This window comes from Streptomyces sp. NPDC048461, assembly GCF_055587105.1.
On record NZ_JBVJGW010000009.1, the window covers coordinates 133,546 to 149,188 of the forward strand.

A 15,643-nucleotide genomic window follows, 5' to 3' on the forward strand; every position below is an offset into this window, starting at 1 on the left:
ACGTCCGTGATCAATGCGTTCTCAGGTTCCGGAGAGAAGTCCGGAGGCCATTCCGATCACCACCGGTGCCACCCCGATCGCGAGAAATGCGGGAAGGAAACACAGCCCCACCGGCGCGGTGACGAGCACCGCCGCCCGCTGCGCCCGCGCGCCCGCCTGCCTCGCCCGGTCCTCGCGGAGGCCCGAGGCGATCCGGGACACCGGTTCGGCCGCCGGAGCACCCGTCCGGGCCGCCCGCTCCAGGCAGTCCGCGAGCGCCCGGGCGCCCGGTATGCCGGCCAACCTCCCCCACGCGGAACCCGGTTCACCGCCGAGTCGCAGCTCCGCCCCGGACCGGGCCAGCGCCTCGCCCACCGGCCCGCCGAGCGACTCGCCCACCACCTCCGCCGCCTCCACCGGCCCCGCCCCGGCCGCCAGGCAGGCGGCCAGCAGATCGGCCGCGACCGGCAACTGGCGCTCCGCCTCACCCGGATCGACTGCGAGCTGTGGCCGCGGCGCGGCCTGCCGGCGCCACACCCCGGCCGCCGCCACGGCTCCCACGGCCGGACCCCAGAGCCCGCCGATCAGTACCCAGGCCGCGAGGAGCACCCCGGCCGGGGCGGCCCACACCGTCCACAGCCTCCGCAGCCGCGAACGCGACACGGGCGCCGCCCGGCGGGCCCGTTCCGCTCCCAGCAGGGCCGCCACCCGACGGCGCACCGCCCGGGCACGGACCCTTCCCGTCACCGCCGACACCGCGCACACCGCCACCGGCACGAGGCACAGTGCCGTCCCCAGCCTGTGGACCTCGACTGCGGCCATCACCGCTCCCCCGTCCGCACGATCCGCCGGCACCACAGGATCCCCAGCCCCTCCAGCACCCCGCCCGCCAGCAGGCAGCCCCAGCCCATCGGAGTGTGCAGCAGGACCCGCAGCGGATCCGCCCCCAGCCCGGTGCCGATCAGGAGGCCCACCAGCGGCAGCAGCGCGAGGACCACCGCCGTCGACCTGGCGCCCGCCAACTGGGCCCGCAACGACTCCCGCCGGTCCCGCTCGGCCCGCAGGGCCCCTTCCAGCCGGTCCAGCCCGGCGGCCAGTCCGGCGCCCCCGTCGACCGACACCCGCCAGCAGGCCGCCATGCCCGCCAGTCCCTCCGCGCCCGGCTCCCGAGCCGCGTGCCGCAGCGCCGCCGGGACGTCGCCGCCGAACGCCGCGGCGGCCAGCACCCCCGCCTCCGCGGCGCCCGGACCTCCCGGCCCGGCCGCCGAACGCCGCATCGCCGCCGTCAGCGCCTGACCCGGCTGGGCGCCCGCCCGCAGCTCGCCCACCGCCGCACCGCACAGCGCCACCACCTCGGCGGCCCGCGCCGACCGGGCCCGCTCCCGCGCCCGGATCCGCAGCCACCGGCGCACCAAGGGCACCGCGGCCGCTCCCGCCGCCAACGGGATCACCGACCCGCCGGCCACCGCGACCAGCAGCCCGGCCCCGAAGCAGACCCACTCCGGCCGGCGTTCCGCCGCGCGCACCCGTACGGCAGCCGCCGCCCGATCGCGGCGGGAGGGCCCGCGCACCCGCGCCGGGCCGACCCCGGCGAGCACCACCCTGGTCCGCCGGGACGCACGGTCTCCCCCGGCGAACAGCCAGGCCGCCGTTCCCGCGCACAGCACCCCCGAGAACACCGGGACGGACAGCACCGCCCCCGCGCTCACCGGGCACCCCGCAGCAGCGGACGCAGCCGCTCCCAGCCCCGCTCCCGCACGAAGCCGCGCGCACCCCACCGCAGCGCCGGAACGGTGACCACGAGTCCGGCGGCGTCCCGTTCCAGCACGTGCACCTCGGCCACCCGGCGGCGCCCCTCGCGGTCCCGGACCAGATGGACCACCAGGGTCAGCGCGGCCGCCAACTGACTGTGCAGGGCCGCCCGGTCGAGCCCCGCAGCCGTACCAAGGGCCTCCAGCCGGGCCGGAACATGGGCGGCGGCGTTCGCGTGAACCGTGCCGCAACCCCCCTCGTGCCCGGTGTTCAGGGCGGCCAGCAGGTCCGCCACCTCGGCGCCCCGCACCTCTCCGACCACCAGCCGGTCGGGCCGCATCCGCAGCGCCTGGCGGACCAGGTCCGCCAGGGTGACCAGGCCGGCCCCCTCCTGGTTGGCCGGGCGGGTCTCCAGCCGCACCACGTGCGGGTGGTCGGGCCGCAGTTCGGCCGAGTCCTCGGCGAGCACGATCCGCTCGCCGGGCCCGACCAGCCCCAACAGGGCACTGAGCAGAGTGGTCTTGCCGGTGCCCGTGCCCCCGGAGACCAGGAACGACAACCGGGCCTCGACCATGTCCCGGAGCAGCCGGTGCCCGCCGGGCGGCAGCGTCCCGGCCGCGACGAGCTCCTCCAGGGTGAAGGCCCGCGGCCGGACCACCCGCAAGGAGAGGCAGGCCGACCCGACGGCGACCGGCGGCAGCACGGCGTGCAGCCGGGTGCCGTCCGGCATCCGGGCGTCCACCCAGGGCCGCGCGTCGTCCAGCCGCCGCCCCGCCACGGCGGCCAGCCGCTGGGCGAGCCGGCGCACGGCATCGGCGCCGGTGAAGGTCACCCCGGTCAGTTCCAGGCCGCCGCCCCGGTCCACCCACACCCGGTCGGGGGCCGCGACCAGTACGTCGGTGACCTCGGGGTCGGTGAGCAGCGCCTCCAGCGGTCCCGCGCCGACCAGTTCGGACCGCAGCTCCGCTGCGACACCCAGCACTTCCGCGTCACCCAGCAGCCGCCCCTGGGCCCGCAGGGCCGCCGCCACCCTGGCCGGCGTCGGCTCCGCCCCGCTCTCGGCGAGCCGCCGGCGCACCGCGTCCAGCAGTACCGCGCTCATGCCGGCACCCCCTGGGCGGGACCGAGCGCCCGCTGCCAGAAGCCGTCGCAGAAGCGGGCCAGCGCTCCCCGCCCCTGCGCCCCCGGCGGTTCCCCCTCGGCCACCCGCCCGGGGAGCCCCACCTCGACCGGCACCTCTCCGGCCAGCGGCACCCCCAACAGCCCCGCCACGTCATCCGGTTCGAGGCCCGCGGGGCAGCGGCCCCGTACGACGACGCGGACGTCCCGGGCCGCCATCCGCACCCCGGCCGCGACCCGCCCCGCGGCGGCCACGGCACGCAGCTCGCCCGGCACCACCATCAGCACCAGGTCCAGCTGGGCCAGCACTTCGGCCACCGCCTCGTCCACCCGCCGGGGCAGGTCGACCACGACCACCCCGCCGCGCCGGCGCGCGGCAGCGACCACCGACCGCGTCGCGGCGGGCGGCACCGACACCCGCTCCCCCCGGTCCCAGCTGAGCACCCGCAGCGCGTGCAGTTCGGGCAGGGACTCCTCCAGCGCCCCGGCACCGACCCGGCCCCGCGAGGCCGCGAAGTCCGGCCAGCGCAGCCCCTGTACGGACTCGCCGCCGAGCAGGACGTCGATGCCCCCGCCGAGCGGGTCGCCGTCGATGAGGATGGTCCGCTCCCCGGCGCGGGCCGCCCGTAAGGCCAGCGCACACGCGAGGGTGGAGGCCCCCGCGCCGCCGCTGCCGCCGATCACCCCGACGGCGAGGGCCGGCCGCCCTGCTCCTTCCACCACGTCGGCGATGCGGTCGACGAGGCGGCTCTCCGCGTCCGGGAGCCGGAGCACCTCCTCGGCACCGATCTCCAGCGCGCGTTGCCAGACCAGCGGGTCGTCCAGGTCCCTGCCGACGAGGAGCACCCCGTCCCGGCGCGGGGCTCCCCGCACCCGGCGGGCCGCGTCGTCCCCGACCAGCACCAGCGGCGCCGACTCCCAGCCGGCGCCACCGCCGTCCGCCGCGGCACCGGCTCCCTCCGTCTCCCGGTCACCGCCCGGCCCGCCGGCCCGCTCCGGCAGCGCGTGGTGCACGTGCGGCTCGGCCCCCGCCGCGGCGCACAGGCGCAGCAGGTCGTCGAGCAGCAGGGGATCCTCCGTGATGATCAGCGGCCGGCCGCCCGCGGGCCCGCCCGCCGGACCCCGCCCCGCACCGCCCGCCGCACCGGCTTTCCAGCGGGTCGCCGAACCGGTCCGCTTCCCTGCCACCGCGTTTTCCGGCACTTCATACGACTTCGATCGCGCCACGATCTCCGCCCCCTTCTCGCCACATATCCGAGCGCCGCGGACTTCGCGGCCCTCATCACGGTGCAGCCATCGGGGATATCAAGTGGATCTTGCTGAAAAACTGTGGACAACGGTCCGATTGTGAATATCCCGGTCACCCTCACAGGTGAGTTCCAGAGCGCGGCGGAACCACTACGCAGCGTCACGAGTCTGATGGGGTGAGGGCCTTCGCCACGCAGGCCCCGTCACGAGGAGAGGGGCCGGGAGATGGTCACTTGGGGCCGAAGGCAGGGACGCGAACCGCGTCCGGACATGCGACGACCCCCGCCGGGGGGGAGAGCGGGGGTCGTCCCCACGGTCCGACTCGGGGGGGGGAGGAGCCAGACCGGGTTAGCACGGTCGCGAACGATCCGTGACTTCCATGGTGTACCCGAGAGCCTTCTCAGGCAAACCCACGCGCCACACCTTACGCCGAATGGTGGGCGCATATGCTCGGGGCGTGGAAAATCAGCCCTTGCCGCACTCCTCGCCTCGCACCGCAGCCTTCTTCGACCTGGACAAGACGGTCATTGCGAAGTCGAGCACCCTGACGTTCAGCAAGTCCTTCTACCAGGGCGGCCTGATCAACCGGCGAGCCGTACTGCGCACCGCGTACACGCAGTTCATCTTCCTGGCCGGCGGAGCCGACCACGACCAGATGGAACGGATGCGGGAGTACCTGTCCGCCCTCTGCAAGGGGTGGAACGTGCAGCAGGTGCGGGAGATCGTCGCGGAAGCCCTGCACGACCTCATCGACCCGATCATCTACGACGAGGCCGCGTCCCTCATCGAGGCCCACCACACGGCCGGCCGCGACGTGGTGATCGTCTCGACCTCCGGAGCGGAAGTCGTCGAGCCCATCGGGGAGATGCTCGGCGCCGACCGGGTCGTCGCCACCCGCATGGTCGTGGGCGACGACGGCTGCTTCACCGGCGAGATCGAGTACTACGCCTACGGACCGACCAAGGCGGAAGCACTCCGCGAGCTCGCGGAGTCCGAGGGCTACGACCTGTCCCGGTGCTACGCCTACAGCGACTCCGCCACCGACGTCCCGATGCTGGAGGCGGTCGGACACCCGCACGCCGTCAACCCCGACCGGGCGCTGCGCCGGGAGGCCGTGGCCCGGGAGTGGCCCGTCCTGGTCTTCAACCGCCCCGTACGGCTCAAGCAGCGGCTGCCCGGGCTGTCGATGCCTCCGCGGCCCGCACTGGTCGCAGCGGCGGCCGTGGGAGCGGCGGCGGCCGCGGGGCTCGTCTGGTACGCAAGCCGGCGCCGGGCCGGCGTGCGCGCCCTGGCCGCCTCCCGCTGACCCGAACTCCGCCCCATTCGTCCGCGCTCGTCCCGGAAAGTAAAGAAGTGGGGCCAGGGGTTCCGGATATCTCCGAAGCGGAGTACAAAGGAATCAACGGCCCGCGAGACCAAAGAACATCCGAGAGGATCATCTTTAAAACGCAGTAAGGCCCACGGACCGATGCATGAGCGCCGAGCACCCACGCGACGTCGACCCGTCGATTACGGGCCAGCCGCACCAGGTGACGGGCAAAGTCCCGACCTGATGGGCAATTTTCGAGGACGCTTGGTAACTGGACGCGCATGTCAGCGGCGACACCAAAGCAAGACGGTGTCGCCGCAACCCCTGTCCGGGGGGAAATGCGAGGCCGGGCCCCGCCGGGAGCCACCCCCGCGGGAGACCTCAGGCCGCGCCTCGCTGCAGGGCTTCGCAGACCGCCGTCGACTCCCGGACGCCGAGTTCGACCGCACGGCCGCAGTGGGCGATCCAGGCGGCCATCCCCTCACCCGTCCCCGAGACGTAGCCCCCGAAGGCCTCCAGGTACGCCTCGGTGCCCTGCTCCGCATGTCCGGCCTCCGCCGGGCAGATCGCCTTCGGGTCCAGTCCGCTGTTGATCAGGACGATGCGCTCGGCCGCCCGCGCGACCAGGCCGTTGTACGAGCCGAAGGGCCGCAGCGCCAGCAGCTCGCCGTGCACCACCGCGGCCGTGATCAGCGCCGGGGCCGGACCGCCCGCGATGATCAGCCGGGACAGCCCGTCGAGGCGCCCCGCCACCTCCTCCGCGCTCGGCAGCGGAAGGTCCACCAGGGGTTCGTTCACCGGCTCGCCCGCGAGCCGCGGCCGCCCCACCACGTCCCCGTCGGCCGTCGACCCCGACGCCACCAGGTGCAGGCGCGCCAGGACACGGAGCGGCGACTGGCGCCAGATGCTCAGCAACTGGCCGGCCTCCGCCGTGAGCCGCAGCGCCGCGCCCAGCGTCAGCGCCTCCGGCTCCGACCCGAAGTCGGTGCGGCGGCGCACCTCCTCCAGCGCCCAGTCGGCACCGGACAGTGCCGCGCTCCCGCGGGCACCGCGCAGCGCGGCCTCCGAGGTGATCTCCGCACTGCGCCGGCGCATCACCCGGTGCCCGTAGACCCGGTCCACGGCCTTGCGTACGGAATCGACGGAACCGGCGACACCCGGAAGACCGGCCAGCGGGGCCAGCGGGTCAGCAGCGCTACTCATAAGTAGGGAGCCTACGCACTGCGCCCCCGTAGCACCGACCCCTCCTTGGAGTGGTCTTCTTCACTCACCTCGACCACACCCCGCTATCGTTCCACTACGCTTGGTGAACATGAAGATCGCTTTCGTGGGAAAGGGCGGCAGCGGCAAGACCACGCTGTCCTCCCTCTTCATCCGCCACCTCGCCGCCAATGAAGCTCCCGTCGTCGCGGTGGACGCCGACATCAACCAACACCTGGGCGCCGCGCTCGGCCTCGGCGACGCCGAGGCGGCGGAGCTGCCCGCGCTGGGCGCGCACCTGCCCCTGATCAAGGAGTACCTGCGGGGATCCAACCCGCGGATCGCGTCCGCCGACACGATGATCAAGACCACCCCGCCCGGCCGCGGCTCGCGCCTGCTGAGCGTCACCGGCGACAACCCGGTGTACGAGGCCTGCGCGCGCACGCTGCTGCTCGACGGCGACCCCGTACGCCTCATGGCCACCGGGCCGTTCACCGAGGCCGACCTGGGGGTGGCCTGCTACCACTCGAAGGTCGGGGCGGTCGAGCTCTGCCTGAACCACCTCGTCGACGGCCCCGACGAGTACGTGGTCGTCGACATGACGGCCGGGTCGGACTCCTTCGCCTCGGGCATGTTCACCCGCTTCGACGTGACCTTCCTCGTGGCCGAGCCGACCCGCAAGGGGATCTCCGTCTACCGCCAGTACAAGGAGTACGCGCGGGACTTCGGGGTGGAGCTCAAGGTCGTCGGGAACAAGGTGCAGGGACCCGAGGACATCGAGTTCCTGCAGGACGAGGTCGGCGAGGACCTGCTGGTCACCGTCGGGCACTCGGACTGGGTGCGGGCGATGGAGAAGGGCCGCCCGGCCGCCTTCGAGCTGCTGGAGGCCACCAACCGGCTCGCCCTGCAGGCCCTCCAGGACGCGGCCGACGACTCCTACGCGCAGCGCGACTGGGACCGGTACACCGAGCAGATGGTCCGGTTCCACCTGAAGAACGCCGAGAGCTGGGGGAACGCCAAGACCGGGGTCGACCTGGCGGACCAGGTCGACCCCGGTTTCGTGCTCCACGAGGGGGTGGAGCACGCGGCGGACGCCGAGGCTCTGGTCAGCCCTCGTCCGCAGCCGCTTCAGCCTGCTCCGCAGCCGGCTTGACGTCCGCGGGGGCGGCCGGCTTCGCCGGCGGCCCCGCGGTCAGGAACGTGCCCCAGCCCTGCTTCGGGGTCTCGCCGACGTCGAGGGTGCGCATCCACTCCAGGGCCTTCGGGTCCTGCGCGTCCAGCCAGTCCGCCAGCTCGCGGAACGGCACGCAGCGGACCTCGGGCTTGGTGCACATGCCCTTGATCGACTCCTCGATGGCACGCATGTAGGTGCCGCCGTTCCAGGATTCGAAGTGGTTGCCGATGATCAGCGGCGCGCGGTTGCCCTGGTAGACCCGGTCGAAGGCCTGCCGCAGGCCGTCGCGCATCTGGTCGCCCCAGTACTGGTGCTGCGAGGGGTCGCCCTGCGAGGTCGTCCCGGACTGGTTGACCATGTAGTTGTAGTCCATGCTCAGGGTGTCGAAGGCCCGGCCGGGCATCGGGACCAGCTGCAGCGGGAGGTCCCAGAGGCCGTCGGTCTTCTTGGGCCAGATCTGCTTGCTGATGCCGCTGGAGTCGTAGCGGAAGCCCATGTCCTTGGCTGCCAGCATGAAGTTCTTCTGGCCTTCGAGGCACGGGGTGCGGGCCCCGATGAGCTCCTTGTCGTAGTCGAAGGGGAGCGCCTCCATCGCCTTCAGGCCCGCGTTCGTCTTCCAGTTCTTGACGAAGGACTTGGCCTGGTTGATCTCGCTCTTCCACTCCTCCACGGACCAGGTGCCCACGCCGCCCTCGGGGCCGCAGAAGTGCCCGTTGAAGTGGGTGCCGATCTCGTTGCCCTCCAGCCAGGCCCCGCGCACCTGGGTGGCGGTGTCCTTGATGCCCTGGAGGTCGCCGAAACCGATGTCCGAGCGGCCCGCGGAGTGCTGCGGGGCGGTGTAGAGGGAGCGCTTCTCCTCCGGGAGCATGTACACGCCGCTGAGGAAGTACGTCATCCGCGCGTTGTACTGCTTGCCGACCTCGCGGAAGTGCGAGAACAGCTTCTGGCTGTCCTCGCCGGCGCCGTCCCACGAGAACACCACGAACTGGGGCGGCTTCTCGCCCGGCTTCAGCTTCTGCGGCTTCTGTACGTTCGGCTGCGATCCGGTGTACGCGGTCGAGCCGTCACCGATGAGCCGGTTGACGCTGCCGGGGGCCTCCGGGGCGGCGGCGCCCTTCCTGGCGTTCTGGCCCCCGGGGGCCGGGGGCTTGGCGGGCTCGGAGGAGCTGCAGCCGGCAACCCCCAGCACCAGCGCCGTGGCGACCAGGCCGCCGGCGATCTTCTTCGTGGCGGCGATCATCCGCCCCACCTCTCCCTCGCAGTTCCATCGCAGGACTTCCGCGCCGCAACGTCCCATGCGGTCCACCGTGAGGAAGGTATGACAAGCCGGACAAAATGCTTATTCACCCTTGCGTGCTAATTCGTAGCCTATTTGCCCCCATTACCCACCACCCCTCTTTACTCTCCATTACCATCCATTTACCGAGTGTTGAGACTCCCGCCGCTTCACCCCTCCCCCGAGGAGACGGGACCTGATGACAGCCACTTCCCCCCTCCGCACCCGCGACAAGGCCCGCGAGGACCTCTCCGCGGACCTCTCCGCCTCCATCGCCGTCTTCCTGATCGCCCTGCCGCTCTCGCTCGGCATCGCCCTGGCCACCGGAGCGCCGCTCCAGGCGGGCCTGGTCGCCGCGGCGGTCGGCGGAATCGTCGCCGGCCGGCTCGGCGGCGCCCCGCTCCAGGTGAGCGGGCCCGCGGCCGGACTCACCGTCGTCACCGCCGAGTTGATCCAGCACTACGGCTGGCGCACCACCTGCGCGATCACCGTTCTCGCGGGCTGCTGCCAGCTGGGGCTCGCCGCGCTGCGCACCGCCCGGTCGGCGCTCATGGTCAGTCCGGCCATCGTGCACGGCATGCTCGCGGGCATCGGCGTGACCATCGCGCTCGCCCAGCTGCACATCGTGCTCGGCGGCACCCCGCAGAGCTCCGCCGTGGCCAACGTGAAGGGCCTACCCGGGCAGTTGGCCGATCTACACCCGGCCGCGCTCGGCGTCAGCGCGCTGACCCTGGTGGTCCTGCTCGGCTGGCCGCGGCTGCCCGGGCGGGCGGGCCGCGCCCTGCGCAAGGTTCCGGCCGCGCTCGCCGCCGTCGCCACGGCCACCGCCTTCGCCGCCCTGGCCGGGCTCACCCTCCCCCGGGTGGACCTGCCGTCCTGGCGCAGTCACGCCCTGCCCGAGCTGCCCGAGGGCCCCGTGCTCGGCCTCATCGCCGCCGTACTGACCATCACCCTCGTCGGCAGTGTGGAGTCCCTGCTGTCGGCGGTCGCCACCGACAAGCTGATCGCCTCCGAGCGGGGCACCACCAACCGCCCGCCGCGCGCCGACCTCAACCGGGAACTGCGCGGCCAGGGCGCCGCGAACATCGTCTCCGGGGCCCTGGGAGGGCTGCCCATCACGGGTGTGGCCGTCCGCAGCGTGGCCAACGTCAAGTCCGGGGCGGCCAGCCGCAGGTCCTCGATGATGCACGGCTTCTGGGTGCTGCTGGCGGCCGGACTGCTCGTGCCCGTCCTCGACCTCATCCCGCTGGCCGCGCTGGCCGCGCTGGTCATGGCCGTCGGCGTGCAGATGGTCAGCATCACGCACCTGCGCAGCGTCACCCGGCACCGGGAGGTCCTCGTCTACGGGACGACCATCGCGGCCGTGGTGCTCGGCGGCGTCCTGGAGGGCGTGGCCGTCGGCATCGCGGTGGCCGTGGCCCTGGCCCTGCACCGGCTGGCCCGGACCCGGATCACCCTGGAGCACCTGGAGGACGGGACCCACCGGGTCTGTGCGCGCGGCCAGTTGACCTTCCTCGCCGTGCCGCGGCTGAGCCGGGTGCTGAACCAGATCCCGCACGACCGGCACGCGGTGATCGAGCTGGACGGCTCGTTCATGGACCACGCGGCCTACGAGACGCTGCAGGACTGGCAGGACTCCCACCTCGCGCACGGTGGCTCGCTGGAGGTCAGCGGGCGCTCCGGGGCCGCGGCGCACGCCTCCGAGGAAGACCGGGCCGACCGGGCCGGCCTCCTCGCCGGCACCGGCATCGACGCCGATGGCGGGGACGCCGACGGGCCCGCGGGCCGTAGCGACCGCTCGGACCGCGCGGGCCTCGCCGACCGCGTCCAGCGCGACCGGTCCCGGCGCTCGCCCCAGCGCGGGGGGCACCAGTGCTGCCGGCCGTGGACCCCCTGGCAGAACCACTGCGACCACCGGACCACGGGAAGCCGTACGGCCCCGGCGGAGGCGGAGACGGCGAGGACCGCGGGGACCCAGGAGACGGCCGAGGCCGCGCAGTCCCCGGCCGCGGCGCCCCGCCGGCGCGGCGCCGGCCAGCTGGCCAGCGGGATCGGCGCCTTCCAGCGCGACACGGCGCCCCACGTGCGGGACGAGCTGGCGCGCCTGGCCCGCGAGGGTCAGCGCCCCTCTCAGCTCTTCCTGACCTGCGCGGACTCCCGCCTGGTGACGAGCATGATCACGGCGAGCGGTCCGGGCGACCTGTTCACCGTCCGCAACGTCGGCAACCTCGTCCCGATGCCGGGTGCCGAGTCCGGGGACGACTCGGTCGCGGCGGCCATCGAGTACGCCGTGGACGTGCTCCAGGTGGACAGCATCACGGTGTGCGGGCACTCGGGCTGCGGGGCCATGCAGGCGCTGCTGAGCTCCTCGCCCTCGACCCCGATGACCCCGCTGCGCCGCTGGCTGCGGCACGGTCTGCCCAGCCTGGAGCGGATGGCCAGCCGCCACCACGCCTGGGCCCGGATCGCGGGCCGCCTCCCGGCGGATGCCGTGGAGCAGCTGTGCCTGACCAACGTGGTGCAGCAGCTGGAGCACCTGAAGGCCCACGAATCGGTGGCCCGCAGGCTCGCCGAGGGCACGCTGGAGCTGCACGGGATGTACTTCCACGTGGGTGAGGCCCAGGCCTACCTGCTGTCCGAAGGCCAGGACTTCTTCGACTGCCGGGTCTTCGACAGCGTCGGTCAGGTCGGTCCGGTCGGTCAGAACGCCTGAACCGATACCCTCCCGTATCCGTGCCACCGTTCGGCCCCTTCCCGCATCCTGCTGCCGGGGAGGGGCCCTTCGTGCGCCGGACGCCGCGGTCCGGACACCGTTCGCGTGCGGCCCCAGACGTGCTATAGGTCTAAACCAATTCCCGGTTACCCCTTGTCACCTGGGCCTCCGACTGATGAGCTATGCCCGGGGACACAACGGACACCCTGGGAAAGGGAGATGTCGTGAGCAATGAAAGCCTGGCCAATCTGCTCAAGGAGGAGCGGCGGTTCGCACCGCCTGCCGATCTGGCCACCGCCGCCAACGTGACACAGGCTGCGTACGCACAGGCCGACGCGGACCGGCTGGGCTTCTGGGCCGAGCAGGCGCGCCGCCTGAGCTGGGACACGGAGCCCACCGAGACGCTCGACTGGAGCAACCCGCCCTTCGCGAAGTGGTTCGCGGACGGCAAGCTGAACGTCGCGTACAACTGCGTGGACCGCCACGTCGAGGCCGGCAACGGCGACCGCGTCGCCATCCACTTCGAGGGCGAGCCCGGCGACAGCCGCTCGATCACCTACGCCGAGCTCAAGGACGAGGTCTCCAGGGCCGCCAACGCCCTGACCGAGCTGGGCGTGCGGGCCGGCGACCGCGTCGCCGTCTACCTGCCGATGATCCCCGAGGCGGTCGTCGCAATGCTCGCGTGCGCCCGCGTGGGCGCCGCGCACTCCGTGGTCTTCGGCGGTTTCTCCGCCGACGCCGTCGCCTCCCGCATCCAGGACGCCGACGCGAAGCTCGTGATCACCGCCGACGGCGGATACCGCCGCGGCAAGCCGAGCGCGCTCAAGCCCGCCATCGACGCCGCCGTCGCCAAGTGCCCGCAGGTCGAGCACGTGCTCGTCGTACGCCGCACCGGCCAGGACACCGCCTTCACCGAGGGCCGCGACGTCTGGTGGCACGACGTGGTCGGCCGCCAGTCCGCCGAGCACGCCCCGCAGGCCTTCGACGCCGAGCACCCGCTCTTCATCCTCTACACCTCGGGGACCACCGGGAAGCCCAAGGGCATCCTGCACACCTCGGGCGGCTACCTCACGCAGGCGGCCTACACCCACCACGCCGTCTTCGACCTCAAGCCGGAGAGCGACGTCTACTGGTGCACCGCCGACATCGGCTGGGTGACCGGGCACTCGTACATCGTCTACGGGCCGCTCGCGAACGGCGCCACCCAGGTGATCTACGAGGGCACGCCGGACACCCCGCACCAGGGCCGGTTCTGGGAGGTCGTGCAGAAGTACGGCGTCACCATCCTCTACACGGCGCCCACGGCCATCCGGACGTTCATGAAGTGGGGCGACGACATCCCCGCGAAGTTCGACCTCTCCAGCCTGCGCGTGCTCGGCTCGGTCGGCGAACCCATCAACCCCGAGGCCTGGATCTGGTACCGCAAGCACATCGGCGGCGACCGCTGTCCGATCGTGGACACCTGGTGGCAGACCGAGACCGGCGCGATGATGATCTCCCCGCTGCCGGGCGTCACCGAGACCAAGCCGGGCTCCGCCCAGCGCGCGCTGCCCGGCATCGCCGCCACCGTCGTGGACGACGAGGCGAACGAGGTCCCGAACGGCGGGGGCGGCTACCTCGTCCTCACCGAGCCGTGGCCCTCCATGCTGCGCACCATCTGGGGCGACGACCAGCGCTTCATCGACACCTACTGGTCCCGCTTCGAGGGCAAGTACTTCGCGGGCGACGGCGCCAAGAAGGACGACGACGGCGACATCTGGCTGCTCGGCCGGGTGGACGACGTCATGCTGGTCTCCGGCCACAACATCTCCACGACCGAGGTCGAGTCGGCGCTCGTCTCGCACCCCTCGGTCGCCGAGGCGGCCGTCGTCGGCGCGAACGACGAGACCACCGGTCAGGCCATCGTGGCCTTCGTCATCCTGCGCGGCAGCGCCTCCGAGACCGACACCCTGGTCGCGGAGCTGCGGAACCACGTGGGCGCCACGCTCGGCCCCATCGCCAAGCCGAAGCGCATCCTGCCGGTGCAGGAGCTGCCGAAGACCCGTTCGGGCAAGATCATGCGCCGCCTGCTGCGCGACGTGGCGGAGAACCGCGCGGTCGGTGACGTCACCACGCTGGCCGACTCCTCGGTCATGGACCTGATCCAGTCCAAGCTCCCGGCCGCCGGCAGCGAGGACTGACGACGGCGGGTCCACGGCCCCGGGGGGCGTCCGGCGCGTCACGCGCGGGACGCCCCCCGTCCGTTTAGGGTGATGATCACCCGATACGACTGTGCGGCCCTGTAAAGTAAGCGAACCGTCAACAAGCGACGTCTCAACGGACGTCCGAACAGAGCGAACAACACAGGGTGCGCCGGGAAGTCTGGTCGGCAACTGCATGAGCCATGCCGTCGACCAACCGGAGGTGCCCCACCGTGGACACGCCCACCCCCAGCCGCAAGTTCCTCGGCCGGATGTCGCTGCCCGAGCGCCGCTTCGTCGCCGACGCGCTGCGCACCGAGACCGTCGGCGGTGTGCTGCTGCTGCTGGCGGCCGTCACGGCCCTGATCTGGGCGAACGTCCCCGCCATCTCGGAGAGCTACTACAGCGTCGGGTCCTTCCACATCGGCCCGGCCTCCCTCGGCCTCGACCTCTCGCTCCAGCACTGGGCGGCCGACGGCCTGCTCGCGATCTTCTTCTTCGTCGCCGGCATCGAGCTCAAGCGCGAGCTCGTCGCGGGCGACCTGCGCGACGCGAAGGCCGCCGCCCTCCCGGTGATCGCCGCCCTCTGCGGCATGGCCGTCCCCGCGCTGGTGTACGTACTGGTCAACACCGTCGGCAACGGCTCGATGGACGGGTGGGCGGTCCCCACCGCCACCGACATCGCCTTCGCCCTCGCCGTCCTCGCGGTCATCGGCACCTCGCTGCCGTCCGCCCTGCGCGCCTTCCTGCTGACCCTCGCGGTCGTCGACGACCTGTTCGCCATCATGATCATCGCGGTGTTCTTCACCAGCGACATCAACTTCGCGGCGCTCGGCGGCGCCCTCGCGGGCCTGGTCCTCTTCTGGTTCCTGCTCCGCAAGGAGGTCCGCGGCTGGTACGTCTACGTCCCGCTCGCCCTGGTCGTCTGGGGCCTGATGTACAACAGCGGCGTCCACTCCACCATCGCCGGCGTCGCCATGGGCCTGATGCTCCGCTGCTCTCGCCGGGAGGGCGAGTCGCAGTCCCCCGGCGAGCGCATCGAGCACCTCGTCCGGCCCGTGTCCGCCGGACTGGCCGTACCCCTCTTCGCACTCTTCGGCGCCGGCGTCTCCCTCTCCGGCGGTGCCATCGCCCAGGTCTTCACCCGCCCCGAGACCCTCGGCGTGGTCCTCGGCCTGGTCGTCGGCAAGACGGTGGGCATCTTCGGCGGCACCTGGCTGGCCGCCCGCTTCACCAAGGCCGAGCTGAACGACGACCTGGCCTGGCCCGACGTGCTCGCCGTGGCCTCGCTCGCCGGAATCGGCTTCACCGTCTCCCTCCTCATCGGCGAACTCGCGTTCACCGACGACCCCGTCCTCACCTCCGAGGTCAAGGCGGCCGTCCTGATCGGCTCGCTGATCGCCGCCGTCGTCGCGAGCGTCCTGCTCAAGCTCCGCAACCGGAAGTACCGGGCGCTCACCGACGCGGAGGAGCGCGACGAGGACCACGACGGCATCCCCGACATCTACGAGGAGGACAAGCCGGAATACCACCTCCGGATGGCGAAGATCTACGAGGACAGGGCCGCGGAGCACCGCCGCAGGGCCGCGGAGGCCGCCGCCGCCACGTCCGAAGCGGCATCCGGGTCCAGCGCCGGAGCCGACCGTCCGGCATGATCTGACAGACGACGCAGGACAGCCGCCGACGGCAGACG

The 15,643-nt window shown here is 72.8% G+C and carries 11 protein-coding genes; 5 read left to right on the forward strand and 6 right to left on the reverse strand.

Features of this window, described 5'->3' with window-relative positions; genetic code table 11:
• Window positions 1-21: 21 nt before the first annotated feature.
• From ACZ6S8_RS17800 to ssd, 4 genes are read right to left on the reverse strand one after another with little or no spacing between them, the layout of a single operon-like run.
• Entirely contained in the window at window positions 22-801 is a 780-nt protein-coding gene (locus ACZ6S8_RS17800; protein WP_469456728.1) for a type II secretion system F family protein, read from the reverse strand.
• Entirely contained in the window at window positions 801-1,688 is an 888-nt protein-coding gene (locus ACZ6S8_RS17805; RefSeq protein ID WP_469456730.1) for a type II secretion system F family protein, read from the reverse strand. The genes ACZ6S8_RS17800 and ACZ6S8_RS17805 overlap by 1 nt, the downstream gene beginning before the upstream one ends.
• The gene (locus ACZ6S8_RS17810; RefSeq protein ID WP_469456732.1) at window positions 1,685-2,833 is read right to left on the reverse strand and encodes a TadA family conjugal transfer-associated ATPase; all 1,149 of its coding nucleotides are present in this window, start codon (window positions 2,831-2,833) and stop codon (window positions 1,685-1,687) included. Before ACZ6S8_RS17810 ends, ACZ6S8_RS17805 begins: the two co-directional genes overlap by 4 nt.
• Window positions 2,830-3,939 (reverse strand): septum site-determining protein Ssd, encoded by a 1,110-nt coding sequence (gene ssd, locus ACZ6S8_RS17815; protein ID WP_469456988.1) that lies wholly within the window; start codon window positions 3,937-3,939, stop codon window positions 2,830-2,832. The genes ACZ6S8_RS17810 and ssd overlap by 4 nt, the downstream gene beginning before the upstream one ends.
• Window positions 3,940-4,531: 592 nt before the next feature.
• Here ssd and ACZ6S8_RS17820 point away from each other — a divergent pair.
• Complete coding sequence (locus tag ACZ6S8_RS17820; protein WP_469456734.1) at window positions 4,532-5,404, forward strand: HAD family hydrolase; 873 nt, start codon at window positions 4,532-4,534, stop codon at window positions 5,402-5,404.
• Window positions 5,405-5,788: 384 nt separating this feature from the next.
• Here ACZ6S8_RS17820 and ACZ6S8_RS17825 read toward each other — a convergent pair whose 3' ends face one another.
• Window positions 5,789-6,610: a Fic family protein gene (locus ACZ6S8_RS17825; protein WP_469456736.1), complete on the reverse strand. Its 822-nt coding sequence runs from the start codon at window positions 6,608-6,610 to the stop codon at window positions 5,789-5,791.
• A 109-nt stretch (window positions 6,611-6,719) separates the two neighbouring features.
• Here ACZ6S8_RS17825 and ACZ6S8_RS17830 point away from each other — a divergent pair, with 109 nt between their 5' ends.
• Window positions 6,720-7,760, forward strand: coding sequence for an ATP-binding protein (locus ACZ6S8_RS17830; RefSeq protein WP_469456738.1), 1,041 nt, complete (start codon window positions 6,720-6,722; stop codon window positions 7,758-7,760).
• Here ACZ6S8_RS17830 and ACZ6S8_RS17835 read toward each other — a convergent pair.
• The gene (locus ACZ6S8_RS17835) at window positions 7,714-9,021 is read right to left on the reverse strand and encodes a polysaccharide deacetylase family protein (RefSeq protein ID WP_469456990.1); all 1,308 of its coding nucleotides are present in this window, start codon (window positions 9,019-9,021) and stop codon (window positions 7,714-7,716) included. The genes ACZ6S8_RS17830 and ACZ6S8_RS17835 overlap by 47 nt on opposite strands.
• Before the next feature lie 235 nt (window positions 9,022-9,256).
• Between ACZ6S8_RS17835 and ACZ6S8_RS17840 the strand changes: the two genes are divergently transcribed.
• The 3 genes from ACZ6S8_RS17840 (at window position 9,257) to nhaA (ending at window position 15,605) form a co-directional block, all read left to right on the forward strand.
• On the forward strand, window positions 9,257-11,770 hold the full coding sequence (locus ACZ6S8_RS17840; protein ID WP_469456740.1) for a SulP family inorganic anion transporter: 2,514 nt from the start codon (window positions 9,257-9,259) through the stop codon (window positions 11,768-11,770).
• Window positions 11,771-11,952: 182 nt separating this feature from the next.
• Window positions 11,953-13,950 carry an acetate--CoA ligase gene (gene acs, locus ACZ6S8_RS17845; protein WP_469456741.1) on the forward strand — a complete coding sequence of 666 codons (1,998 nt, stop codon included), beginning with the start codon at window positions 11,953-11,955 and terminating at the stop codon, window positions 13,948-13,950.
• 203 nt (window positions 13,951-14,153) lie between these two features.
• On the forward strand, window positions 14,154-15,605 hold the full coding sequence (gene nhaA / locus ACZ6S8_RS17850; RefSeq protein ID WP_469456743.1) for a Na+/H+ antiporter NhaA: 1,452 nt from the start codon (window positions 14,154-14,156) through the stop codon (window positions 15,603-15,605).
• Window positions 15,606-15,643: the final 38 nt, after the last annotated feature.